The organism is Camelimonas lactis (assembly GCF_004342915.1).
GTDB classification, from domain to species: Bacteria; Pseudomonadota; Alphaproteobacteria; order Rhizobiales; family Beijerinckiaceae; genus Camelimonas; species Camelimonas lactis.
This window is the reverse complement of record NZ_SLWL01000010.1, coordinates 113,898-138,834: the sequence shown is the minus strand read 5'-3', so window position 1 is coordinate 138,834 and position 24,937 is coordinate 113,898. Positions and strand designations below refer to the sequence as shown.

General features: G+C 67.7%; 19 protein-coding genes. 5 read left to right on the top strand and 14 right to left on the bottom strand.

The genetic code is table 11. From position 1 onward, the window contains the following. Positions 1 to 84 precede the first annotated feature (84 nt). The 6 genes from EV666_RS12230 to EV666_RS12205 all read right to left on the bottom strand — a co-directional run bounded on the left by EV666_RS12230 (position 85) and on the right by EV666_RS12205 (position 4,818). Positions 85 to 594 carry an OsmC family protein gene (locus tag EV666_RS12230; protein WP_132008219.1) on the bottom strand — a complete coding sequence of 170 codons (510 nt, stop codon included), beginning with the start codon at positions 592 to 594 and terminating at the stop codon, positions 85 to 87. Positions 595 to 629: 35 nt separating this feature from the next. Next, complete coding sequence (locus EV666_RS12225) at positions 630 to 1,415, bottom strand: ABC transporter ATP-binding protein (RefSeq protein ID WP_132008216.1); 786 nt, start codon at positions 1,413 to 1,415, stop codon at positions 630 to 632. A gap of 4 nt (positions 1,416 to 1,419) precedes the next feature. Then, complete coding sequence (locus tag EV666_RS12220) at positions 1,420 to 2,289, bottom strand: ABC transporter permease (RefSeq protein ID WP_132008213.1); 870 nt, start codon at positions 2,287 to 2,289, stop codon at positions 1,420 to 1,422. Between the two features lie 68 nt (positions 2,290 to 2,357). Further along, a complete protein-coding gene (locus EV666_RS12215; RefSeq protein WP_245514384.1) occupies positions 2,358 to 3,362 on the bottom strand; it encodes an aliphatic sulfonate ABC transporter substrate-binding protein in 1,005 nt (334 codons plus the stop codon). A gap of 124 nt (positions 3,363 to 3,486) precedes the next feature. Beyond that, positions 3,487 to 4,113, bottom strand: a complete 627-nt coding sequence (locus EV666_RS12210) for a hypothetical protein (protein ID WP_132008210.1) — start codon at positions 4,111 to 4,113, stop codon at positions 3,487 to 3,489. 186 nt (positions 4,114 to 4,299) lie between these two features. Continuing rightward, positions 4,300 to 4,818, bottom strand: coding sequence for a hypothetical protein (locus EV666_RS12205; protein WP_132008207.1), 519 nt, complete (start codon positions 4,816 to 4,818; stop codon positions 4,300 to 4,302). Between the two features lie 254 nt (positions 4,819 to 5,072). Here EV666_RS12205 and EV666_RS12200 point away from each other — a divergent pair, with 254 nt between their 5' ends. The 5 genes from EV666_RS12200 (at position 5,073) to EV666_RS12180 (ending at position 12,693) form a co-directional block, all read left to right on the top strand. Then, on the top strand, positions 5,073 to 6,353 hold the full coding sequence (locus EV666_RS12200; RefSeq protein WP_132008204.1) for an extensin family protein: 1,281 nt from the start codon (positions 5,073 to 5,075) through the stop codon (positions 6,351 to 6,353). Between the two features lie 263 nt (positions 6,354 to 6,616). Then, complete coding sequence (locus tag EV666_RS12195; protein ID WP_132008201.1) at positions 6,617 to 7,780, top strand: acyl-CoA dehydrogenase family protein; 1,164 nt, start codon at positions 6,617 to 6,619, stop codon at positions 7,778 to 7,780. A 232-nt stretch (positions 7,781 to 8,012) separates the two neighbouring features. Continuing rightward, positions 8,013 to 9,641: a long-chain fatty acid--CoA ligase gene (locus tag EV666_RS12190; protein ID WP_132008198.1), complete on the top strand. Its 1,629-nt coding sequence runs from the start codon at positions 8,013 to 8,015 to the stop codon at positions 9,639 to 9,641. A gap of 94 nt (positions 9,642 to 9,735) precedes the next feature. Then, positions 9,736 to 10,938, top strand: a complete 1,203-nt coding sequence (locus tag EV666_RS12185; protein ID WP_132008195.1) for an acyl-CoA dehydrogenase family protein — start codon at positions 9,736 to 9,738, stop codon at positions 10,936 to 10,938. A gap of 237 nt (positions 10,939 to 11,175) precedes the next feature. Next, entirely contained in the window at positions 11,176 to 12,693 is a 1,518-nt protein-coding gene (locus EV666_RS12180; protein ID WP_132008192.1) for an amidase, read from the top strand. Between the two features lie 79 nt (positions 12,694 to 12,772). Here EV666_RS12180 and EV666_RS12175 read toward each other — a convergent pair whose 3' ends face one another. The 8 genes from EV666_RS12175 to EV666_RS12140 form a co-directional block, all read right to left on the bottom strand. Next, positions 12,773 to 14,791 (bottom strand): BCCT family transporter, encoded by a 2,019-nt coding sequence (locus EV666_RS12175; RefSeq protein WP_245514383.1) that lies wholly within the window; start codon positions 14,789 to 14,791, stop codon positions 12,773 to 12,775. A gap of 291 nt (positions 14,792 to 15,082) precedes the next feature. Beyond that, positions 15,083 to 15,724: a transporter substrate-binding domain-containing protein gene (locus EV666_RS12170; protein ID WP_132008186.1), complete on the bottom strand. Its 642-nt coding sequence runs from the start codon at positions 15,722 to 15,724 to the stop codon at positions 15,083 to 15,085. A 396-nt stretch (positions 15,725 to 16,120) separates the two neighbouring features. Then, complete coding sequence (locus EV666_RS12165) at positions 16,121 to 17,356, bottom strand: acetyl-CoA C-acetyltransferase (protein ID WP_132008183.1); 1,236 nt, start codon at positions 17,354 to 17,356, stop codon at positions 16,121 to 16,123. 479 nt (positions 17,357 to 17,835) lie between these two features. Continuing rightward, positions 17,836 to 18,534 (bottom strand): glutathione S-transferase family protein, encoded by a 699-nt coding sequence (locus EV666_RS12160; RefSeq protein ID WP_132008180.1) that lies wholly within the window; start codon positions 18,532 to 18,534, stop codon positions 17,836 to 17,838. Positions 18,535 to 18,660: 126 nt separating this feature from the next. Then, positions 18,661 to 20,481 (bottom strand): acyclic terpene utilization AtuA family protein, encoded by a 1,821-nt coding sequence (locus EV666_RS12155; RefSeq protein ID WP_132008177.1) that lies wholly within the window; start codon positions 20,479 to 20,481, stop codon positions 18,661 to 18,663. Positions 20,482 to 20,690: 209 nt separating this feature from the next. Next, positions 20,691 to 21,512, bottom strand: a complete 822-nt coding sequence (locus EV666_RS12150) for an enoyl-CoA hydratase/isomerase family protein (protein ID WP_132008174.1) — start codon at positions 21,510 to 21,512, stop codon at positions 20,691 to 20,693. Positions 21,513 to 21,572: 60 nt separating this feature from the next. Then, the gene (locus EV666_RS12145; protein WP_165910004.1) at positions 21,573 to 22,724 is read right to left on the bottom strand and encodes an acyl-CoA dehydrogenase family protein; all 1,152 of its coding nucleotides are present in this window, start codon (positions 22,722 to 22,724) and stop codon (positions 21,573 to 21,575) included. A gap of 108 nt (positions 22,725 to 22,832) precedes the next feature. After that, positions 22,833 to 24,848 (bottom strand): ATP-binding protein, encoded by a 2,016-nt coding sequence (locus EV666_RS12140; RefSeq protein WP_132008168.1) that lies wholly within the window; start codon positions 24,846 to 24,848, stop codon positions 22,833 to 22,835. Positions 24,849 to 24,937 lie beyond the last annotated feature (89 nt).

Sequence of the window (24,937 nt, the reverse complement as noted above, 5' to 3'; positions counted from 1 at the left end):
GCCCGCGCAAGGAGGCAGGCGCAAGGAGGCCAGACAGATGGAACAACATCCCGGTCAGCGTGAACGGCGTGCTGTTCTGACGTCTCAGGCGCGGTTGGTGGCCACCGACAGCTGCGGCTTGTTGTTGAGGGTCTGGAACACCACGCAATAGCGTTCGGTTAGCTTGATGAGCTGGTCGATCTTCTCCTGCGGCGCGTCGGTGTCCAGGTCAAAGCTCAGGCGGATGGCGCTGAAGCCCACCGGCGCTTCCTTGTCGACGCCGAGGGTGCCGCGAAAATCGAGGTCGCCCTCAGCCCGGACCACGCCGGCGCGCAGCGGAATTTCCAGCGCGGTGGAGACGGCCTTCAGGGTGACGCCGGCGCAGGCCACCAGCGATTCCAGCAGCATGTCGCCGGAGCACAGCTCCAGCCCGGAGCCGCCGGAAAGCGGGTGCAGGCCGGCGGCGGCGATGGCGCGACCGGTCTCGACCTTGCAGGAGATCGACTGGTCGTCGATGGCGCCCTGCGCCTTCAGGGTGATGACGGCGGCGTCCGGGGTTTCCTTGTAGCGCGCCTTGATCGGGGCCTGCATCGCCCGCAGTTCCTGGGAGTCCATGACGTTGTTTCCTCTGGATGAAGCAATGATTGCGCTCACCACCACAGCGCGCCGCCGGCGGGCGCGGTCTGCCCGGGCGGATGCTGCGGGTTGAGCGAATTGTCCAGCGCCTTCAGCACGCGCCGCTTGGCCGCGTCGAAATTGGGCGACATGCGGTCGCGCGGGCGCGGCAGATCGACGGGGATTTCCTCATAGATGCGGCCGGGGCGCGGCTGCATGACGATGATGCGGTCGCCCAGCGTCACCGCCTCCTCCACGTCGTGGGTGACGATCACCACCGTCGGGCGGCTTTCCTCCCACAGGGCCAGCAGGTGGTCGTGCAGGCTGGCGCGGGTGAAGGCGTCGAGGGCGGAAAACGGCTCGTCAAGCAGCAGCGCCTTGGGCCGGGGCGCAAGGGCGCGGGCGATGGCGACGCGCTGCTGCTGGCCGCCGGAGAGTTCGCGCGGCCAGCGATCGCCATAACCGGCAAGGCCGACGCGCTCCAGCGCCTCGTCGGCGCGCTGGCGGCGGGCGGCCCGCGGCTGGTCGCCGAGGCCGAAGGCGACGTTGTCGCGCACCGTCAGCCACGGCAGCAGGCGCGGCTCCTGAAACACGATGCCGATGGCCGGGTGCGGCGCCGTCACCCGGTCGCCGTCGATCTCGATGAAGCCGGACGACGCCTGGTCAAGCCCTGCGGTGAGACGCAGCAATGTGGTCTTGCCGCAGCCGGAGCCGCCAACGATGGCGGCGATCTCGCCGGCCTGCACGGCGAGATCGACCTGCGACAGGGCCGCCGCGCCGCCGCCGGCGTAGGTCTTGGTGAGATTGGCGAAGGTCAGCATGGCGTCACAGCCTCGCGCGCACGGTGTCGCGCCACGCCAGCAGCGGGCGGGTGGCGAGAACAAGGGCCTGGTCGCACAATTTGCCGAGGATGGCGAAGGTGATGATGGCGGCGAGAATCTGCGCCGGCTTGCCCAGCTGCTGGCCATCGACCAGCAAATAGCCGAGGCCCTCCGAGGCGCCCATGAACTCGGCCGCGACCACGAACATGAAGCCGAGCCCAAGGCCGGAGCGCAGGGAAATCACCCACTCCGGCAGCACGGCGGGCAGCAGCACCCGCGTCGCCATCTGCAACCGGCCCAACCGGAAAACCCGGCCGACCTCGACCAGCTTGCGGTCGATGGAGCCGATGGCGCCCATGACGCCGAGATACACCGGGAAGAACACGCCGACGGCGATCAGCGCCACCTTCGACGCCTCGAAAATGCCGAGCCAGAGAATGAACAGCGGCACCCAGGCGATGGAAGGAATGGCGCGCAGGGCCTGGATGGTCGGGTCCAGCGCCTGACGGGCGAGGCCGGAGGCGCCGGTGAGCAGGCCGGCAAGCGTGCCGGCAATGGCGCCGATGGCGAAACCGGCGAGCACCCGCCACAAGGTGGTGAGCAGATGCGTCCACAGCTCGCCGGTGGCGGCAAGGCGAACCAGCTCGCCCCAGATCTGGCTGGGCGGCGGCATCAGGCGACCGTTGGCGAAGCCGCCGGCCACGGCCAGCTCCCAGCCAGCGGCCAGGAGCACGGGCAGGATGACGCCCACCAGCCAGACGCCGCCGATGCGGCCGGCAAGCGCGCGGGCCACGCGCGCCCGGCCGTCCGCGTCCTGCGGCGCGACGCTCTCCATATCCGCGACAGCGCGGGCTGTTGACGCCTGGACCGTCATGGCCTGTCCGTTTCCTTCCCCTGACATTATTATCTGGCCTGTCCCGCCGGGGATCAGACCTCAGGCTTTCAGCGGCCAGCAGGCAGGTATTGGGGATCGATCAGCACGTCGAGCGTTTCCTTCACCTTCGCGCCGGCCGGCAACACGCCCGCGGCCACGAGGGCGTCGCCGGCGGCCTGGATCGACTGGCGCTGCGGCGCGCCGATGACGCTGTGGGTCAGCTCGGTGCGCTGGTCGATCTGCCGGTCAACGACGACCTTCGGCAATTTGGTGACGGCGATGAACTCTTCCTTCAGGCCATCGGGGTTGGCCAGGGCCCATTTGCGCGCCTCCTCGTAGGCGGCGAGCACCTTCTTCACCACCTCGGGGTGCTCCTTGGCAAAGTCCTCGCGGACGTTGAGGATGCCCCAGGTGTTGGCCTCGGGCTTGCGGTAGAACAGCTTCGCGCCCTCCTCCACCTCGGCGGCGGCCATCATCGGGTCGAGGCCCGCCCAGGCGTCCACGTCGCCGCGCGACAAAGCGAGGCGGCCATCGGCGTGCTGCAGCAGCACGAATTTGACGTCCTTGTCGGTGAGGCCGGCTTCGGCCAGGGCGCGCACCAGGAAGATATGCGGATCGGTGCCGCGGGTGACGGCAACGCGCTTGCCCTTCAGATCGGCGACCTTGCTGATGGGGCTGTCCTTGCCGGCGACCAGGGCGGTCCATTCCGGGCGTGAATAGACATAAATCGACTTGATGGGGTTGCCGTTGATGCGGGCGACCAGCGCCGCCGAGCCGGCGGTGGAGCCGAAATCGATGGAGCCGGCGTTCAGAAACTCCAGCGCCTTGTTGGAGCCGGCGGACTGCACCCAACGCACCTTGATCCCGTCCTGCTCCAGCGCCTTTTCCAGCAGCCCCTGCTTTTTAAGCACCAGGCTCACCGGATTGTAGGTGGCGAAGTCGATGGCGACTTCCTTCAGGTCACTGGCGACGGCGGCGGCGCCGGACAGCGCCAGCAGCGCGGCGCCGGCGAGCAGCCCGCCAAAGGCGCGACGGTTGACGCCAAAACGGCTGAATGAACGGATGCTGGACACGATGCCCCCCTGCGGCAATGGTTTCCCTGGAAACTACATTGCGGCGCGGGCGCGTCAATTGATTTCACGATTATGAATGACAAAATTATATAATTCACAAATTATTTCGCGAATTATATCCGGCTCACGTCACCATCACCGCCTGATAAGTCTCGTTCACCACGGCCAGCGGCTTCAGACCGGCATCCGTGGCGCCGCTGACCACGGCAAACAGCCGGAACACCTCCGCAGGCGCCGCTTCATGCGGGATCGCCCAGAGCCGGTCGGCGGAAATAACCCTGCGGGTCGGCGACATTCGGCTGACCAGCCGACCGAATGGCGTCTGGCTGGCGTCGAGGCCGGCGTTAACGCCGGAGAACAGCCGGCCGGGCGTAAACCAGTTATCGGCGCGCGACAGCACGCGGTCGCCAGAGGCCAGCGCCACCTTGCGATAGCCCACAATCTCGCCTTCCGGGATATCGAGCAGCGCAGCAATCCTGCCCGGCGCCGGCCGCATGTCCGCCTCCAGCTTGTGGGCGACGATCCGGTCATCCCAGCCGCGTTGACGCGACCAGGCCGCCAGGGTTGCGGTGGCGCTGCTGGTTTCCAGCAGCGCGGCGACCAGCGCTTCATAGCGCGCCCAACTCTCCGTCGCCGGCGGCTCGCGGGCGAGCGCCGGCGTCAGAAACGGCGCAGCGCCGCCAGTCGCAAGAACGCCGGCCAGCAGACGGCCAAAAGCGCGGCGGGTGGGCATACCGGTCGTGACTGTCATGGCGCCTCGCGTGAGGTTTCCTGGGGCCCGGACACGCCGGAGCGAGTTCCATTCACGCCGGATCGGCGCCTGGGCCTCTTATTTTAAATTTTAAAGCCGGCAATCCGGCGCGTCTTCCACGCCGCGTACGCTTCCTGTCGCGAAAAAAGACGTCCAACAGCGGAAGACGCCCCTGCCTGTCCCGGATCAGAGCGCCAGCGCCGCCAGATAAGTCTCGTGCACTACCGCCAGCGGCGCCCGCGCGCCAGCGTACAGGCCGGTGACCACCGCCGACAGCCGGAACAGCTCCTGCGGCATGCCGTGGGCTGATTTTTCCACCGGGCGCCACAGGCGGGTGACGCCCAGCAACTCGCGGCGCGGCTCCAGCGGGGCGATCAGCGCGCCAAACGGCGTCAAACCATCGCGAAGACCGGCGTTCACCGGCTCCGGCAGACGGGCCGACGCGAACCAGTTGTCGGCGCGCGACAGCACCCGGGCGCCGCTGGTCAGCTCAACCAGGCGAAAGCCGGTGGGCGCGCCGGGCGTCACCCCAAGCAGACCAGCAACGTCATCGGGCGCCGGCCGGGTCGCCGTCTCCAGTTTGCGGGCCAGAATGCGCTCGTCCCACCCCCGCGATCGCGCCCAGGCCGAGAGCGCCGCCGTGGCGCTGGACGCGGCGCGCAGGGCCTCCAGCAGCGCCTCGCAGCGACGCGCGCGCAGCTGCATCTCATCTTCATCAACGGTCTTTGTGTGGATCGTCGCGCGGGTCACGTTTGCCCTGTCTTCACTATTTCCCCACGCCGCGCGGCGCAGCCTCCCATGAGGCGCGTCAGGGCGGGCGGCGGTTCCAGCGCCTTTCAACCGGAAGCGCCCGCCCCTGTCCAGAGCGGCGGTCGCCAACACGCCCCCAACATGACCCCAACATGACCCAAGGTCATTAACAGGTGACCGCGCCCCCCATTTAGGTTAATGGGCGCGTGATGACGGAATACGCCCCCGAGAGGTCCGCCGCCAGACGCAGATCGTCGCTGGCGTTCACCGTTGCAAGCGCTGCTCTTGCCGCTGGCCTTGCCGGCGCCTTTATCCTGGCCACGCCAGGCAGCGCCGGCGCCCAGTCGCCGGGCATGTCCGGCATGACCGGTTCGCCATGGCCCGAGGCGCTCCAGCCGCCGTCATCGCAGCCACGCGGCGGCGCCTCGCCAGCGCCGGCAGAGCCGCCCGCCGAGGCCCCGGTCGCGCCAGCCGCTCCCGCCGCCACGCGCCCCGCCACCCCGCCGCCAGCCGCCGAAGCCGCGCAGCCGTCCGCATCGCCGCCGGCGGGCCGGCCCGCCCGCGATCTGCCGCGCACCGCGCCGCTGCCCCCGGAACGCCCGGATTTCGGCGAGACAAAACCCGGGGAGACAAAACCCGACGAGCCGCAGGCGGACGCCGGGCAACAGCCGCGCGAGACGCCTTCCATTCCGCCGCCGGGAGCGCCAATGGCGCCAGAAACCGCAACGAACGGCCTGCCCGCGGTCGCGCCGCTGCCGCCCGTGCGGCCGCAGTTTCCGCTCGACGCCGGGGAGGCGCCCCAGCCCCAGCCACAGGTCGCGCCGCCGCAGCCGCAGCAGCCCAGCGTTCCATCGTGGTGGCCCTTTGGCCGGAAAAAGGATGAAACCGAGGCGCCGCTGGAAGAGGCCCCCGATGGCCGCCGCGTCATGCGCCGCACCGTCACCGACGCGGAGGTCAACGCCTGCGTCGCCCGCCTGCGCAAGGCCGGCGCGGTGGTGGAGCGCATCGCCCCCATCGCCAACGGCAGTTGCGGCGTGCGCAACGGCGTGCGCCTGACCGCCCTGCCCGGCGGCATTCCGCTGTCGAAACCCGGCACGATGACCTGCGCCATGGCAGAGGCTACGGCGGAGTGGTTGCGCGGCGTCGCCCAGCCGGCGGCGCGCCAGCGGTTGCAGGCCAATATCACCGCCGTCCTCATTGGCCCCACCTACGCCTGCCGCACCATGAACCACCAGCGCGGGGCCAAGCTGAGCGAACATGCTTACGCCAACGCCATCGACATCGCCGGCTTCGCCTTCGACCAGCGCGGCAACTTCATGGTGAGACCCAGCCATACGACTTCCGGCGAGAACCTGTTCCAGGCCTTCATCCGCAAGAACGCCTGCCGGATTTTCGATACGGTGATTGGCCCCGGCGGCGACCGCTTCCACAACGATCACCTGCATCTGGACCTGCGCAATCGCGGCTCCGGCCGCCAGGTCTGCCGGTAAACCTCCGGCGTCCGCCGGTCGATCCGGCGACGACGCCTGTCGCAAACGGCGGGCGACTTCGCGCGCGGGGGCTTCCCAGCGCGATGAAGGCGATTATAATGCGCGTCAAGTACCAGCGCGTACCAAACACAATCAAATCAGTACCACCCCGACGGACGCCAGAGGCGCGCCGGCTTTCCGGCGCCGCGCCACGCGCGCATTGGCCTCGCGAGCGCCAGGGGCAGGCCGATACGCGGCGCCGCACAGGACGGCCGGGAGGAAGCATGATCTACACCGAGCAGCACAAGGAGCTGATGCGCTCCGTCACCAAATTCTGCCAGTCCGAGATCAATCCGCACATCGAGGAATGGGAGGCCGCCGGCGCGTTTCCGGCGCATGAGCTGTTCAAAAAAATGGGCCAGCAGGGCTTTCTCGGCATCAACAAGCCGGTTGAGTTTGGCGGCCTTGGCCTCGATTACACTTATGAGCTGGCGTTCTGTGAAGCCATCGGGTCGATTCGCGGCGGTTCCATCGGCATGGCCATCGGCGTGCAGACCGACATGGCCACCCCCGCCCTCGCCAAGCATGGCTCCGACGAACTGCGGGCGGAGTTTCTGGCCCCGTCGATCGCCGGCGACTATGTGGCCTGCCTTGGCGTTTCCGAGGTGGGCGCCGGCTCCGACGTGGCCTCCCTTAAAACCACCGCCCGCAAGGATGGCGACGACTACGTCATCAACGGCGGCAAGATGTGGACCACCAACGGCACGCAGGCCGACTGGATGTGCCTGCTGGCCAACACGTCGGACGGTCAGGTGCACCGCAACAAGTCGCTGATCTGCGTGCCGATGAATACCAAAGGCGTGGAGGTCGCCCGCAAGCTCGACAAGATGGGCATGCGGGCCTCCGACACGGCGCAGATCTTCTTCGATGAGGTGCGGGTGCCGCAGCGCTACCGCATCGGCGAGGAAGGCAAGGGCTTCATCTATCAGATGGAGCAGTTCCAGATCGAGCGGCTGTGGGGCGCGGCTGGCGGCCTCGTCGCCATGGAAACCGCCATCAACGACACCATTGACTACACGCGCGGCCGCATGGTGTTCGGCAAGCCGCTGCTCGACAACCAGATCATCCACTTCAAGATGGCCGAGTTGCAGGCAAAGGTGGAGGCGCTGCGCTCGCTCTGCTACCGGGCGGCGCAGAACTATATCGATGGCGAGGACGTCACCATGCTGGCCTCCATGGCCAAGCTGATCGGCGGCCGCCTGGTGCGCGAAGTCTCCGACAGCTGCCTGCAGTATTGGGGCGGCATGGGCTTCATGAACGAGAGCGACATCACCCGCATGTATCGCGACACCCGCCTCACCTCCATCGGCGGCGGCGCCGACGAGGTGATGCTGCAGATCATTTCCAAATACATGGGCATCCTGCCCGGATCGAAGAAAGAAAAGTAAAGATGTTTGCACGCCCGGGCCGGCAATCGGTCCGGGCGTTTTTTTGCGCATACCCTGGATACCCGACCAATGGAGCAGTTGCCTCGCAAGGATGCTCCACACTAGCCTGAGATCCGGCGCGGGCCGCCCGCTTTTCCTGTGGCGCGCCGGGACCTGCACGTCGACATCAGCAGCGCGGCAGACGCTGCGGGCCATCCAGATTCGCGGGAAACGCGCTCAAAGGGGGAAATGCATGCGTGGGCTCATGATGGACATGCCGTTGCAGCTGTCCAACTTCATCGAATACGCCGGCCTGCAACATGGCGAGGCCGAGGTCGTCGCCCGGGAGATCGAAGGCGACCTGTTCCGCTACAATTACGCCGAAGCCCGCCGGCGCATCCGGCGCATGGGCCTGGCGCTGCGCCGGCTGGGGGCGAGGGAAGGTTCGGTAATCGGCACGCTCGCCTGGAACACCCACCGGCATTTCGAGATGTTCTACGCCGCGCCGGGCATTGGCGCGGTGCTGCATACGGTCAATCCGCGCCTGTTCGCCGAGCAGATCATCTACATCATCAATCACGCCGAGGACGACTATCTGTTCATCGACGCCCTGACGCTGCCGATCGTCGAGGAGATCGCGCCGCGCCTGACCACGGTCAAGGGCTTCGTCATCATGGCCACCGAAGAGCGGATGCCGCAGACCAGCCTGCCGAACGTCCATTGCTACGAGACGCTGCTGGCGGCGGAGCACGACACGGGCTTCGCCTGGCCGGAATTCCCGGAAACCAACGCGGCGACGATCTGCTACACCTCCGGCACCACCGGCAACCCGAAGGGCGTCGTCTATTCGCACCGGGCGCTCGTACTGCAGACCCTGATGGGGGCGAATTTCCTTTACATGCCGGATTTTCACCCCGGCCAACGCCAGGTGATCATGCCGATGGCGCCAATGTTCCACGGCAACGCCTGGAACATGCCTTTCATGGCCCCCTTCACCGGCTCCAAGCTTGTGTTCCCGGGCCGCAACTACGAGCCGGACAAGCTGTATGAGCTTTTCGAGGGCGAAGGCGTCACCCTGTCGGCCGGCGTGCCCAGCTTCTGGCTGATCCTGCTCGACTGGCTGGGCCGCAACGGCAAGAAGTTCTCGACCCTGAAGCGCACGCTCTCCAGCGGCACGGCCCCGGCCCGCGCCATGGTGGAGTTGCTGGAGCGGGAATATGGCGTGGCCTATGTGCAGGCCTGGGGCATGACCGAGGCGTTGATGGCCTCGATGCCCATGCAGAAATTCCGCGACCGCGACGCCACCTTCGAGGAGATCATCGACGACCGGATGAAATCCGGCCGGCTGGTGTGCGGCGTCAAGGCCCGCATCGTCGACGACGCCGGCAACGAGCTGCCGCGCGACGGCAAGGCCGTGGGCCATTTCGGCGTGCGCGCGCCGTGGATCGCCAGCGCCTATCACAAGGGCGTCGAGGCCCAGGACGCCGACGGCTACCTGATGACCGGCGACATGGCGATGATCGATCCGGACGGTTACGTCACCCTCACCGACCGTTCGAAGGACGTCATCAAATCCGGCGGCGAGTGGATCAGCTCGATCCAGATCGAGGATGCGGCGCTGAGCCATCCGGCGGTATTGCAGGCGGCGGTGATCGCCATTCCGCACCCAAAATGGCAGGAGCGGCCGCTGCTGCTGATCGTCCCGCGCCAGGGCGCGGACGTCTCGGCCCAGGACATCCTCGATCACATCGCGCCGAAGATCGCCAAATGGTGGATGCCGGACGCCGTGGAGTTTCTGGAGAGCTTCCCGATGACCGGCACCGGCAAGGTGCACAAGCTGACCCTGCGCCAGCAGTTTCAGGACTACAAGGCGTCGGCCTGACCATCGCGCCGGCGGCGGCCCGGGCCGGCCGCCGGTCATTCCCTGCCCTCCGCCCGGGCGACCAGGTCGCCTGGCCTCTTTCCGGGAACAGCCCATGTTCGAGCACAGCGAAAAGGCGCGCGATCTCATCGCCCGGCTCAGCGCCTTCATGGATCGCCACGTCTATCCGGCTGAACATCTGTATGACGAACAGGTGGAGAACGGCTTCCATAACCGGCGGCCGCCGGTCATCGCCGAACTGAAGGCGCTGGCGAAGGCGGAAGGGTTGTGGAACCTGTTCCTGCCCGGCGATCACGGCGCCGGCCTCAGCAATCTCGATTATGCGCCGCTGGCGGAAATCATGGGCCGGATCTCGTGGGCGTCGGAGGTGTTCAACTGCTCCGCCCCCGACACCGGCAACATGGAGGTGCTGGCGCTGTATGGCTCGCCGGAGCAGAAGAAACAGTGGCTGGAGCCGCTGCTCGCCGGCGAAATCCGCTCGGCCTTCTCGATGACCGAGCCGGAGGTCGCCTCCTCCGACGCCACCAATATTCGCTGCAGCATTGTCCGGGATGGCGACGAATACGTCATCAACGGCCGCAAGTGGTTCACCTCCGGGGCCATGAGCGAGGACTGCAAGCTGCTGATTGTCATGGGTAAGACCGACCCGGACAACCCCAACAGGCATGTCCAGCAGTCGATGATCCTCGTGCCGCGCGATACGCCCGGCGTGCGCATTGTCCGCGACATGAAGGTGTTCGGCTATGACCATGCGCCGGTCGGCCACCCGGAGATCGTCTACGAGAACGTGCGCGTGCCGGCGGCCAACATGCTGCTGGGCGAAGGCCGCGGTTTCGAGATCGCCCAGGGACGGCTGGGACCGGGCCGCATCCACCACTGCATGCGGCTGATCGGTTGCGCCCAGCGGGCGCTCGAACTGATGTGCCAGCGCGCCGAACGGCGCGTGGCCTTTGGCAAGCCGCTTGGCGAGCAGGGCTCGGTGCGCGAGGACATCGCCAACTCCTGGGTGGAGATTGAGCAGGCGCGGCTGCTGACCCTGCGGGCGGCGCACAAGATGGACACGGAAGGCAACAAGGCGGCGCGCGATCTGATCGCCGCCGCCAAGGTGGCGACGCCGCGCATGGCGGCGGCGGTGATCGACCGGGCCATCCAGGTGCACGGCGGCGCCGGCGTCTCGCAGGACACCTTCCTGGCCGACGCTTACGCCTACGCCCGTTTCATGCGCATCGGCGACGGCCCGGATCAGGTGCACCTGGCGCAGCTCGGTCGCGGCCTGCTGAAGCGCTATGGCGCATAAAAACCCGCTACACAGGTCCGTGAAAGGTGGTGACATGGGGCGCGTTCGCGCCCACCCTCGCCTGCCAGGACAATGAACGAAGGCGGCGCGCGAAAACGGCGACAGCCGCCAGGGCGTCTGGTGAAACGCGGAGCCGACTTTCCGTGAACTGTTTGTCAGCGGAAAAGCTCTTGCCTGACCGGACAAGCCCTTGCGTGAACCGGACAAGCTCTCGCCCGATCGCCTGGAGGAAACGCCATGACCGGAACGGCCGCGCCACGGGTCGGCGGATTGCCCGCTGGCGCCATTGACCCCGATGACATCACCGGATGGGACGCCTGGTCGACGGCGGCGGCGATCCGCAGCCGCGCCGTGTCCTGCGTCGCGGTGATGGAAGCCTGTCTCGACCGCATCGACCGGCTCAACCCGCTGGTCAACGCCATCGTCTCGGCGCGCCAGCGCGAGACGCTGCTCGATGAGGCGCGCGCCGCCGACGCGGAGCTGGCGGTCGGCCATTTGCGCGGGCCGCTGCACGGGCTGCCGTGGGCGGTGAAGGACCTGGCGCTGACAGCGGGCATCGTCACCAGCTTTGGCTCGCCGCTGTTCGCGGATTTCACGCCGGAGGAAGACGGCCTCGCTGTCGCCCGCCTGCGCGCCGCCGGGGCGATTTTCATCGGCAAGACCAATGTGCCGGAATTCGGCCTCGGCTCGCAGACCTACAATCCGGTGCATGGCGTCACCGGCAACGCCTACGATCCGGCGCTGACCTGCGGCGGCTCCAGCGGCGGCGCGGCCGTGGCGGTGGCGCTGGGCATGATCCCGGCGGCGGATGGCAGCGACATGATGGGCTCGCTGCGCAATCCGGCGGCGTTCAACAACATCTACGGCCTGCGCCCCTGCTTCGGCCGGGTGCCGATGGCGCCGGCGGAGGACGTGTTCTTCGCCCAACTCGCTGTCGAGGGGCCCATGGCGCGCAGCGTGCGCGATCTGGCGTTGCTGCTGTCGGTGCAGGCCGGGCCGCACCCCGGCGCGCCGCTGGCCATTCGCGCGCCCGGCGACGCGGTGCTGCCGGAGCGCAACGCCAGCCTCGCCGGCAGGCGCATCGCCTGGGTTGGCGATTTTGGCGGCTATCTGGCCACGGAGCCGGGGGTGCTGGCGCTGTGCGAATCCGCTTTGGAGGAGTTCGCGGCGCTCGGCTGCGCCGTGACGCCCGTGGACATCCACTTCGACCTGGCGCGGCTGTGGCGGGCCTGGCTGCATCTGCGCCATGTCTGGGCCGGGGCGCGGCATCTGGAGATCTGGCGCGATCCGGCGCGGCGGGACTTGCTGAAGCCGGAATTGCAGTGGGAGATCGAGCAGGGCCTCGCCGTCACCGGCTACGACATTCACGCCGCCAGCGTCGTGCGCTCACAATGGCACGCATATTTGCAGGGCCTGTTCGCCAGCTACGACGTCATCGCCGCGCCGGCGGTGCAGGTGTTCCCGTTTGACAAGAGCGTGACGTGGCCGCGCGAGGTGGGCGGGCGCGCCATGGACACCTATCATCGCTGGATGGAATCGACGAGCATCTGGACCATGTCCGGCCTGCCCTGCATGTCGGTTCCCGCCGGTTTCGACTTGGCTGGACGGCCGACCGGCCTGCAACTGATCGGACCGGATCACGGCGAAAAGCTGCTGCTGGAGTTCGCCGCCGCCCATGAAGCGGCGGTGGACCGCGTCTGCGGCCGCCGGCCGCCGCTGGGGGGCGGCCGGGAGACGCCGGCGCCGGCGGCCTGATGAGAGACTGGCCTTACGCCGGTGTGACCGAGGCGGGACGCCCCCGGCCTCCACCCCGACCACACGCCCTGCCCTCCGGTCACGCCTTCGTCGCGGCCGGGGGCTCGCCATTTGATGCGGGCTCCGGCGGCGCGTGCTCGGGCGCGCTGACCACCAGGGCCGCTTCCGGCGTCTGGGTGACCGCCTGCCAGGCTTCATACTGGCTGAGCACATCGAAAATGATCTGCTCCCGCGTCAGCCCCATGATGTCGTAGCCGCGCGAACCATCGCTGAAAAAGGTCCGCGCCTCATGGCGCACGTCGGCGTCGCGGGTGTCGAGCATGGTGACGCCCGGCAGGCGGTGTTCGGCCACCTGCACGCCGTAGATGAAGTCGCGCACGCCCTCGACGGCGGCGACCAGGGATATTGCCCCACCCTCACCGCGCGCGACGCGCGCCGGCCGGCCGCGCCGGGTCAGCTCCCCGGCGACGCTTTCCAGCGCGGGCGTCGCCTGACGTTCGATGAACGCAGCGACGTCATCCGCGTCCGGCGTGTTGATGATCAGGGACAGACGGCGCTGCCACGGAACCGGGGCGGCCGGCGTGGCGGCCAGGGCGCCGCGGGCGCTGGCCTGCACGAGATCGGCGCGCATGCCGCGAAACAGGCCCCAGACCAGCACCAGCATGATGACGCAGAACGGCAGCGCCGTCGCCACGGTTGCGGCCTGCAGGGCGGCGAGCCCTCCGGTGAGCAGCAGCACCGCCGCCGCGCCCCCCTCAAGCGCGCACCAGAACACCCGTTGCAGCCACGGCGTGCGGGTTTCGCCGCCCGAGGCCAGGGTATCGACCACCAGCGAACCGGAATCGGCCGACGTGACGAAGAAGATCGCCACGAGGATCACCGCCACCGTCGAGGTGATCGCCGGCCACGGCAGATAGGTGAAGAACTGGAACAGGGCCACCGACAGGTCCGCCTGCACGGCGGCGGACAACGCGCCGTGCGCCGCCGTCTGGTCAACGAACATCGCCGTGTTGCCGAACACGGTCATCCAGAAGAAGGTGAAGGCGGTGGGGGCCAGCAGCACGCCGATGACGAACTCGCGCACCGTGCGGCCGCGCGAGATGCGGGCGATGAACATGCCGACGAACGGCGACCAGGAAATCCACCACGCCCAGTAGAACAGGGTCCATTTGTCGATCCAGGGTTTGGGATCGTAGGCGTAGATGTTGAAGGTGCGCAGCAGCAGCGTATCCAGCCAGGCGCCGATGTTCTGGACGAAGTCGCGCATCAGCAGCTCCGTCGGGCCGACGATGAGCACGAACAGCATCAGCAGGATGGCGACCACCAGGTTGAGTTCGCTGAGCCGCCGCACGCCCTTCTCGACGCCGCTGACGGCGGACAGGGTGGCGACGGCAGTGACGGCGACAACCAGGACAAGGTTGAGGCGGGTCGAGGCTTCAATGCCGGTGAGATAATGCAGGCCGGCGCTCATCTGCATCACGCCGAAGCCAAGCGAGGCGGCGATGCCGAACACCGTGCCGCAGATGGCGAAGATGTCGACCGCATGGCCAAGGCCGCCGTTGATGCGGTTTTTCAGCAGCGGATAAAGCCCGGAGCGGATGGTGAGCGGCAGGTTGTAGCGGAAGCCGAAATAGGCCAGCGACAGGCCGACGATGGCGTAGATCGCCCAGGCGTGAATGCCCCAATGGAAGAAGGTGATGCTCATGGCGGCGCGACGCGCGGCCGGCCCGCCCGGCGGAACATCCGGCGGCGCGGCGGCGTGCATCAGCGGCTCGCCGACGGCAAAATACATCAGGCCGATGCCCATGCCGGCGGCGAACAGCATCGCCAGCCAGGAGAGATAGGGAAAATCAGGCTCCGCGTCATCGGGGCCCAGCTTGAGGTCGCCGGTGCGCCCGGCCGCAAGAATGATGGCGGCGCCGACGAATATGGCGACGGAAAGCAGATAGAACCAGCCAAAGCGCGACAGCACCCACGCCTGCATCGCGCTGAACGCCGTTTCCGCCTGACCGGGCAGCAGCGCCCCGATGAGCAGGAAGACGACGATAATCGCCACCGCGCCAAAAAACACAGGCGGCTTCACAACAAAACCCGACAAAACGCCTCCAGTTCTGCAAACGCCGCCCTGATGACCGAAAGCGGCTGGCATTGAGGCGCCGGCATGTGCGGAAGGCGGTGCGGGAGGAGCAGGACGGTCGCCGCCAGCCTCCCCATCAACCGGCGCCATGGTGTGCAGGGATGATGATGGCGTCTGTTTTAACGGCTTGCGGCAATCATGGCAAAATTCCGGCAAAACTGCCGGACTTCCGCCAACTGCACGCGCCTGCCCTTGCCGGCGAGCACCGGGCTGGAGGCGCGCGTCGCCATCGGCTCACATGGCCTGGCGCAATCAGGCGGCCCATCCGCCGTTGCGTATTTCCGCCGCGATGAAGCGGTTGGCCACGGCTGCGAACCGTGCATCGCGAGGCAGCAACCAGGCCTTATCAAAATGCGTGAATGGCGAGCCGACCTCTGCCGGGCAGAGCACGCCGGGATGCGGGCGGGATTGAAGATCAACCTCGACCCCGTCGGTGACCATGACGTCGGCCTTGCCGGCGATGATCTGGTCGAAAATCCGGGTGTTGTCGGGAAAAACGGTGATGGCGGCGCGCGCCAGCCGTTCGCGAGCAAAACGCTCGTGTGTTCCGCCCGGATTGACGATAACGCGCACATCCGGCCGGTCCATCGCGTCGATCCCCGTGAAACGTCGGGCGTCGGCGCACCGGACCACCGGCCTTTTGCCATCGCGCGCATAAGATTGCGAGAACACCCCCAGCCGGGCGCGGGCGGGGTCGACGCTGACGCCGCCAACGGCGATGTCAAATCTGCTGGCGGAAAAATCGTCGGACAACGAGGCCCAGGTCGTCATGACGAACGCCGGCCGGACGCCAATGGTTCTGGCGAAATCCCTCGCCATGGCCACGTCGGCGCCTTCCAGAGGGCCGCCGGGCGTTCTGAAATTGAAGGGCCGGTAAGTCGCCGGTGAGGCCAATCCTGAGCACCCCCGCCCGTCTGATCCGGGTCAACGCGTCCCCGACAACGCCATGACGGGTCCCGGGGTCGCCGGCGCGCGTGTGCCGGGCGTTCTTGGACTGAACGTTCATGAACTGGGCGTTCATGGACTGGGCGCGCGCGTGCATGATGGCCAGACAGCAGGCGGCCAGCAGCGCCGCGACGCCACCCGTACCCCTGGTTCTGCACATGGAGGGGAAAGGGTTCGCATCACGCAACGTGGACGGCATCAGGCCCCCATTCAGGCGACGGGAGGACATGGAGGCGGCGCGCCGGCGTAAGCCTCGCTTTGATTTATAAAACAAAAACGCCCGGGCCAAAGCCCGGGCGTTCGTTTTTGCGCTGGAACGGGGCATGGAGGCCCCGAATGCGATGATTACATGCGCTCGATGATGATGGCCGGGGCCATGCCGCCGGCGGCGCACAGGGTGGCCAGGCCGGTGTTGAGGTCGCGGCGCTCCATTTCGTCGAGCAGGGCGCCAACGATGATCGCGCCGGTGGCGCCGATCGGATGGCCGAGGGCGATGGCGCCGCCGTTGACGTTCACCCTCGAATTGTCGATGCCCATCTCGCGCATGAACTTCAGCGGCACGACCGCGAAGGCTTCATTGATCTCGATGAGGTCGATGTCGTTGATGGTCATGCCAGCCTTGGCCAGCGCCTTGCGGGCGGCCGGGGCCGGCGCGTTCAGCATCAGTTCCGGCGAGTCGCCGGCGGTGGCGACGGCGCGGATCTTCGCGCGCGGCTTCAGGCCGTGCGCGCGGGCGTACTCTGGCGAGGCCAGCAGCACGGCGCCAGCGCCGTCGACGACGCCCGACGAGTTGCCGGCGTGGTGAACGTGGTTGACCTTGACGCCCGGATAGGTGCGCTCGACCAGCTGACGGAAGGTCAGGCCGTCCTCGTTCAGCGGCGCGTCATACATCACCTCGAAGGCGGGCTTGAGCTGGCTCAGGCCTTCCATGGTGGTCTGCGGGCGCGGGAACTCTTCGCGGTCGAGGGCCAGAGAGCCGTCGTCCTTGTAGACCGGGATGGTGCTCTTGGCGAAATAGCCGTTGCGGATGGCGTGATCGGCGCGCTTCTGGCTCTCAAGGGCCAGGCTGTCGACGTCCTCGCGGCTGAAGCCTTCCAGCGTGGCGATCAGGTCGCCGCAGATGCCCTGGTGGGGCTGCGGGTGAATCGAACGCAGGTGCATGTTGCCGGAGTCGATGATGCCGTCGGTGGGGCGCTTCAGGGTCGAGCCATAGGACATCGACTCAACGCCGCCGGCCAGCACGAGGTCCTGGGCGCCGGACATGATGCCCATGGCGGCCAGGTTCACGGCGGTCATGCCCGAACCGCAGAAGCGGTCCAGCGAGAAACCGGTGGCGGCGTTGTCGAAGCCGGCGTCGAGCGCGGCCATGCGGGCGATGCACGAGCCCTGCTTGCCGAACTGGGTGCCGCAGCCGGCGATAACGTCGTCGAGCTCGGCGGTGTTCAGGCTGTTGCGCCCGGCCAGCGCCTTCAGCACCGTCGAGAGAATGCGCTGGGGATGCACATCCGACAGCGCGCCCTTGCCAAACTTGCCGACGCCACGCGGCGTGCGGGCCGCGTCAATAATCCATGCCTCAGACATGTCGATCCCTTCGCTATCCCGGAAAACCGGCGCCCCGGAGGACGCGCCGACAGGTTTCCCAACGCTTTGACGAGGCGCCGGTCTGGCCGAAGGCGCGCAAAAGGCGCGCGCGCTGTCCGGTCCGGCGTCTAACGGTCGATTGATAGGTTGCCGTTGGCGGCATCTATTGCAAGAACGGCAGCCGTTATCAACCGTTCATGTGCATAACAGAACGGACTTCATGACAGGGGGCTGACGAAACCCCAATACGTCTGAACTCATGGGGTTTTGCTGAAGCCCGGGCGGCGCAAGGCATTTCCTGCAGGACAGGCGTCATGCTGATTTGAGCCTTGCGGGTCGCGGATGCGTCATCATCTTCACGACCCGCCTGGCGTCAGACGGTGGTGCATTCACCCGGCCTGTTCGCCTTCGGGACGCTGGGGCAGCCTGTTCTCTTACCCCTGCGCCTGCGAAGCGCTCGCCCGACCATGACGTCGTTTTCAGGCCTGCGCCTGTTTCGCCGGCGCCTCCATGCTGGGCGGATTGAAGACGTTCTGCTCCTGGGCCGCCTTCTCCTGCGACGCCAGGGCGCGGCGGAAGCCGTCGCGGTCCTGCAAACGCTTCCAGTAGTCGCGCACCGGATCGGTGAACAAATGGTCGAGCTGCAACCGTTCGGCCAGCATCAGCGCATAACCCACGCAGATGTCAGCGGCGGTGAAGCGGCCGGCGCACCAGAATTCATTTTCCGACACAACGGCGGTGACGCCGCGCAGACGGCCGCCGAACCATTTGGCGTAATCTTCCGCCGCCTTGCCGAGGCCGGCGTTCGGCTCCTGCAGGGTGTAGCGCAGGAAGATGGTCTGCGGGAACGTCAAGGTCGCCTCGGAAAAATGCAGCGCGTTGAGGAAGGCGCCGTAAGCCGGCTCGTCAATGCCGACGTTGAGCGGCGTCGGGCCATACTTCGTCACCAGATACTGGGAGATGGCCGAGGATTCGGTCATCTTCGTCTCGCCGTCATGGAAAAACGGAATGGTGCCGAGCGGGTTGATCCCCAGGTAGTCCTTCTGGAAGACGCGCGGCGGGAACGGCAGCATCTTCAGCTCGTAAGGCAGCCCCATTTCCTCAAGGGTCCACAGGGGCCTGAACGAGCGCGCGCTCATGCAGTGCCAGAGCGTCAGGGTGTTCTGTGGCGTCGCCATGGGCGTTCTCCCGGTCATTGTCATTTGTGAGAACGCCCCGGAAGCCCGGGGCGCCTGTTTTCGCCAGCCATTGTGCCGGCGCGATCCATTCCTGCAAGCGTGTTTGCCAGGCCTGTTTGCGCCGCCTCAGGCGGCAATGACCGCCGGCGGGAACTTTTCCGTCACCGCCCGCACGCTGGCGGCGATCTCCGGCGTCACCGGCACCGGATAGTCAAGAATCATCTGGGCGTAGGCCTTGGCCTGCGGATCATTGCGCAACGAGGCGACGCCGCCGCCGCCCAGCACGTCGTGCAGCAGGAAGTTCAGGGAATGGGCTCCCGGCAGCTCGAAGCGCTCCACTGAGCCCTTCAGAAAGTGGCCGAAGAAGGCGCCGACCGCCCCGGCCGTCAGCGCGGCGCGGATATAGGGCAGATATTCAGGCTTGCGGGCGATGACGCCGATATTGGCCTTGTTGCCCTTGTCGCCGCTGCGGCCCCACGCCAGGGCGATCAGCGGCACAACCGGCGCGTCAGGGCCTGGCGCGCTCTCCGGGCCCGACGGGTCGAGCCCCAGGGACGTCGGATCGAAGCCGCCGCGCAGCGCCTCCGGCGCCGGAACCACCTGCCCGGCCACCTCGACGCGGGTGGTCACCGACGCCTTGTCGACCAGGCAGGAGAACAGGCGCACCACCGGCATCACCTTGGGCCGGTTGCCGCCCATGCCGGTAATGCCCGGCGACATCGAGGTGCCGGATGAGGTCAGCTCGCGCACCATGATCTCCAGCGCCTTCGGGCTTTCGTGTTTGGCGGCGAGCTTGAGCACCACCTCACGGGCGGCGCGGGCGCGCGAGTGCGGGCCATAGGCCGCTTCTGCGCCGATCACCTCGACGCTGGTTTCCGTGAATGGCGGCAGGTTCATCGCCCGGAACATGGATTCAGCGCGCCGCAGCACGGAGTCGGCCACCTTCTCGGCCTTGCGGGCGGCGTCGAGGCCGCCGATGGTCAGGTACATGCCGACGCGGAAACCGTCCTGCCAGGTGGCCGACACCTTGTAATAATTGGTCGGCGGCAGCCCTTTGGCGTTGGAGACGCGCACCTGGTCCCTGCCCGCCTGTTCGATCTTCACCTGGGTGAAGTCGCAGGTGACGTCGGGCAGCAGATAGGCGCGCGGATCGCCAATCTCGTACAGCATCTGCTCGGTGACGGTGGCTTCCGACACCAGGCCGCCGGTGCCTTCCGGCTTGGAGACGACAAAGGAGCCGTCTTCCGCCACCTCAACGATGGGATAGCCGATATTGGACCAGTCGCCCGTCTCTTCCCAATCGGTGTGCAGGCCGCCAGTGGCCTGGGCGCCGCATTCGACGATATGGCCGGCCAGCGAGCCGCCGGAGAGTTTGTCGAGATCCTGCTGGGTCCAGCCGAAGGCATGGATGCAGGCGCCGAGCGTCACCGCGCTGTCAACGCCGCGCCCGGTGACGACGATGTCGGCGCCAGCGGCCAGGGCGGCGGCCACCGGGAAGGCGCCGAGATAGGCGTTCATGCTCCACAGCTTCGGCGGCATCGGCTCGCCGGAGAACATCTCGCGGGTGTCTGAAAATTCGCTGGCGCGCTCAAGCAGGTCGTCGCCGGTGACGACGCCGACCTTCAGGTCGTAGCCGGCTTCGGCGATCTTCGCCTCGAGCGCCCGGGCGCAGGCCACCGGATTCACGCCGCCAGCGTTGGCGATCACCCTGATCTTTTTCTGGGACAGGGTCGGCAGTTCGCGGGCGATGGCGCCGACAAAGTCGTGGGCGTAGCCCATGTTTGGGTCCTTGGCCCGGGCTCTGGCCATGATCGACATGGTGATCTCGGCCAGATAGTCGAACACCAGATAGTCGAGGTCGCCGCCGCGCAGCAGTTGCGGCGTGGAGATGCTGGTGTCGCCCCAGAACCCGGAGGCGCCGCCAATCCTGATCGTTTTACCGGACATCGTCCCTGCTCCCTTGACCTTGCATCAGGCTGCTCACCCGGCCTGGCTTTCCCTGAAGCTCAGGCGGATCACGCCCCTTGTCCAGAATGAATGCGCCCTGGCGACCCATGCGAGCCGCGGACGCCGCCGTGCGCACGCGCCACGGCCGATCGATCGCCTGGCCATCCACATGATCCGCCGGCGCCCTCAGGGGGCGCGGGCGGCGGATCTCAAACTTTTTCCACCCAGGCGGCCGGGCGCTTCTCGGCGAAGGCGCGCACGCCCTCCTGACCTTCGGCGCCACGGGCGCAGGTCGCGAAGGATTTCGCCGCCACCTTGCGGTATTCCTCCAGCGGCATGGCGTGGCAGATGCGGAACAGCCGCTTGGTTTCGGCGTTCGCCCCTGGGGCGCAGCGGCCGATATCATTGAGCAGCGACGTCAGCGTTTCGTTCAGCGACGCCTCGTCCGGGCAGTAAAAATCAGCCAGGCCGATTTCCGCCGCCTGCGCGCCGTTCAGCCGCGTGCCCGCCAGGCCGAGCCGGCGGGCATGGCGCGGGCCAATGCGGTTGACCACGAACGGGGCGATCTGCGCCGGCGCGATGCCAAGGCCAGTCTCCGACAGGGCGAAGCGGGCGCGCGGCGTGGTGATGACGATATCAGCGCAGCAAGCCATGCCGAAGCCGCCGCCAAACGCCGGGCCATCAACCACGGCGATCACCGTGAGCGGGCATTCGTTGAGGCGGGCGAACAGCTCGCCGCCGGCCCGGTTCGAGGCCTCAAGCGGGTCCTCGTCGCCAGCGCCCACCGCCGCGCCCTGCTGCTTGTTGGTTCCCTTGAGATCAGCGCCGGCGCAGAAAGCGCCGTTGGCCCCCTGCAGGATCAGCGTGCGCAGGCTGCGGTCCTGCTCCGCCAGGGCCAGAATGGCGTTGAGGTCATTGGTCAACCCCTGGGTCATGGCGTTGCGGGTCGACGGGTCGTTGATCGTCGCATAGAGGCGCGAGCCCTTGCGTTCGACCTGGATGACTGTCGTGGCGGGAAGGGTTGCCGTCATGCCGTTTCCTCAATCGTTCGCGGGCGCAGTCGCGGGCGCAGCGCAGCGCCCGCCTCCAGTTCAGTAACCAAGCTGGCGGGCGGCGAGATCGCGCATGATTTCCTCGGCGCCGCCGCCGATGGCGTTGACGCGGACCTCACGGTAGATGCGCTCGACCTTGCAACCGCGCATGAAGCCGGCGCCGCCGAAGGTCTGCACCGCCTCACGGGCGCAGAACTCCATGGTCTGGGTGGCCTGGTTCTTCAGCAGGCAGATATCCGCCACCGGGCTCTCGCCGTTCATCACCCGCCAGCTCAAATGGTCCAGATAAGCCTGCGAGGCGTTGATGCGCATGGTCATGTCCGCCAGCTTGTGACGGATCACCTGATGCTGGATCAGCGGCTTGCCGAAGGTGTGACGCTCGCGGGCGTAATTCACCGTCTCCTCAAGACAGGTGCGGGCCTGGCCGATGCAGCCGGCCGCCATGAACAGGCGCTCACTGTTGAAATTGCGCATGATGATGCGGAAGCCGTGGTGCTCCTCGCCGAGCAGGTTTTCGGCCGGCACGCGGCAATTATCGAAATACAGGGTCGCGGTGTCGGAGGCCCACCAGCCCATCTTGCGCAGGGGCGTGCGCGAGAAGCCGGGCGTCGCCGTGTCGACGACGATCAGCGAGACGCCGCCGCGCCCGCCCTCGCCGGTGCGCACCGCCACGGTGATGTAATCGGCGCGCATGCCGGAGGTAATGAAGGTTTTCTCGCCGTTCAGCACGTAATGGTCGCCGTCACGGCGCGCCGTGGTGCGCAGGTTGGCGACATCGGAACCGCCGGAGGGCTCGGTGATGGCGAGGGCGAAAATCTTCTCGCCAGCCAGGGTCGGCGGGATCAGCTTCGCCTTCAGTTCGGGAGAGCCGGCGATCGCCACCGGCGGCAGGCCGATGGTATGGCTCATCAGCGAGGCGCCGACGCCGCCCACCCCGGCCCGCGCCATCTCGGCGCTGGCGATATTGCCGTAGAACTGGTCGAGTTCGACGCCGCCGTATTCCTCGGGGAAGCCCAGCTGCAGCAGGCCGACAGCTGACGCCTTTTTGTACAGCTCGCGCGGGAATTCGCCAGCCTCGTCCCATTCATTGGCGTAGGGCTCGATCTCCGTCTGGACGAAACGGCGCATCACGTCGCGAAAGGCGAGATGCTCCGGCGTCAGATGGGGATTGGGGATTGGCTCGATAATCATCCGCTCCCCGGCCTGCAAACTGTCCGCCATGGTCCCTCTCCCGCCGGGTCGCCCGGCATGTGCTTCTGGTTCCCGGGCCATCGGCCCCAGGGGTATTCAGGCGCCGGATCAGTCGCCGATCTCGGCCATGATCTGGCCAGGGGAGACCTGATCGCCGACAGCAACCGACACGGAGGTCAGCACTCCGTCGCGCGGCGCGACAATGGCGTGCTCCATCTTCATCGCCTCCAGCGCCAGCAGCATCTGGCCGCGCTCCACCTTCGCGCCTTCAGCCACCGCAATGGCGACGACGCGGCCGTTCATCGGCGCGCGCAACATGCCGTCGGCGCCGGACTCCGCCGCCGCCTTCGCGGCGCTGACGCGGCTCTTCGGCGTGAAGGCGAAATCGCTCCCGCCCAATTTGAGCCAGAGGTCGTCGCCGGCCCAGGCGAAGCGCAGCGCCACCGGCGCGCCGTCCACCAGCACCGTCGCCTCCTCGCCTGCCGCGGGCGGGCGGGCGGTGATGACGATGGCGGCGCCGTCGAGGGTCACTGTCGCGCCGTCACGACCGGCCGCGATATGGCCGCGGCGCTCGCCCGGGGTCGCGTCGTCAATGAGACCGGCGGGGCCATTCCAGGTCAGCCGCCACGGCTGGTCAAGCGGCAGCACGTTGCTCCAGCCGCGCCAGGAATTATCGCCAGACGCGCTGCTCCAGCTGGCGGCGCGCGGCGTGGCGGCCGTGGCCAGCCAGGCGGCGAGCGCCCAGGCGGCAGCGTCGGGGATGGCGGCGCGCGAGCGGTTGTCGGGGAAGTGCGCGGCGATGAAGCCGGTGGAAACCTTGTCGCCGGCGATGAAAGCCGGATGACGCAGGGCGCGGATCAGGAAGTCGCGATTGCTGGCGACGCCGAGCAGCGCCGTCGCCTCCAGGCCATGGGCCAGCTTCTCGATCGCCTCCTCGCGCGTGGCGCCGTGAACGATCAGCTTGCCGAGCATGGAGTCGTAATACGGGCTGATGGTCAGGCCGTTGGCGAGGGCGGCGTCGGCGCGCACGGTGCGGGACGGGTCCCACAGGGCGACCTCGCCGGTGCGCGGCAGGAAGTCGTCGGCCGGGTCCTCGGCGCACAGGCGCACCTCGATGGCGTGGCCCTTCAGGCGGATGTCGTCCTGGGCCACCGGCAGCGGTTCGCCATTGGCGACGTTAAGCTGCCACTCCACCAGGTCGAAGCCGGTGACCAGTTCAGTGACAGGGTGCTCCACCTGCAGGCGGGTGTTCATCTCCATGAAGTAGAATTCACCGGAACGGTCGAGCAGGAACTCAACGGTGCCCGCGCCGACATAGCCGATCTCCCGCGCCACGGCGGCGGCGGCCTCGCCCATGCGGGCGCGCAGCTCCGGGTTCAACGCCGGCGACGGCGCCTCCTCGATCACCTTCTGGTGGCGGCGCTGCACCGAGCAGTCGCGCTCGCCGAGGTGGACGACATTGCCATGACGATCGGCGAAGACCTGGATTTCGACGTGGCGCGGCTCGATCACCGCGCGCTCAAGGATCAGCCGGCCATCGCCGAAGGCCTTTTGCGCTTCCGAGGCGGCGCCCTTCAGGACGTCGGGCATGGCGGCGGCGCTGTCAATGCGGCGCATGCCGCGGCCGCCACCGCCGGCGGACGCTTTGATCATGATCGGGAAGCCGATGCGCTCCGCCTCGCCAAGCAGCAGATCGTGCGACTGGTCCTCGCCGTCATAACCGGGCACCACCGGAATGCCGGCGGCGGCCATGCGGCGGCGGGCGCGGGCCTTGTCGCCCATGGCCTCGATGGCGGCGGCCGGCGGGCCGACGAACACCAGCCCCTCGGCCGCGACGCGGGCGGCGAAACCGGCGTTCTCGGAAAGGAAGCCGTAGCCTGGATGAATCGCCTGGGCGCCGGCGCGGCGGGCGGCCTCGATGATCTTGTCGGCGACCAGGTAGCTGTCGGCCGGCGTCAGGCCGCCGATGCCGATGGCCATGTCGCAGGCCCTGACGTGCGGGCTGTCGCGGTCCGCGTCGGAATAAACGGCGACCGTGGCGACGCCCATCTGGCGCGCCGTGCGGGCGACGCGGATGGCGATCTCGCCGCGGTTGGCGATGAGAAGGGTGGTGATCGACGTCATCAGAGGCCTCAGCAGGCTCGAATTCGGGGCGCGCCAGCGCCAGGGTCAGGCGGGACGCCGGGGCCCATCTGGCCGCGCGGCGCCCGCCC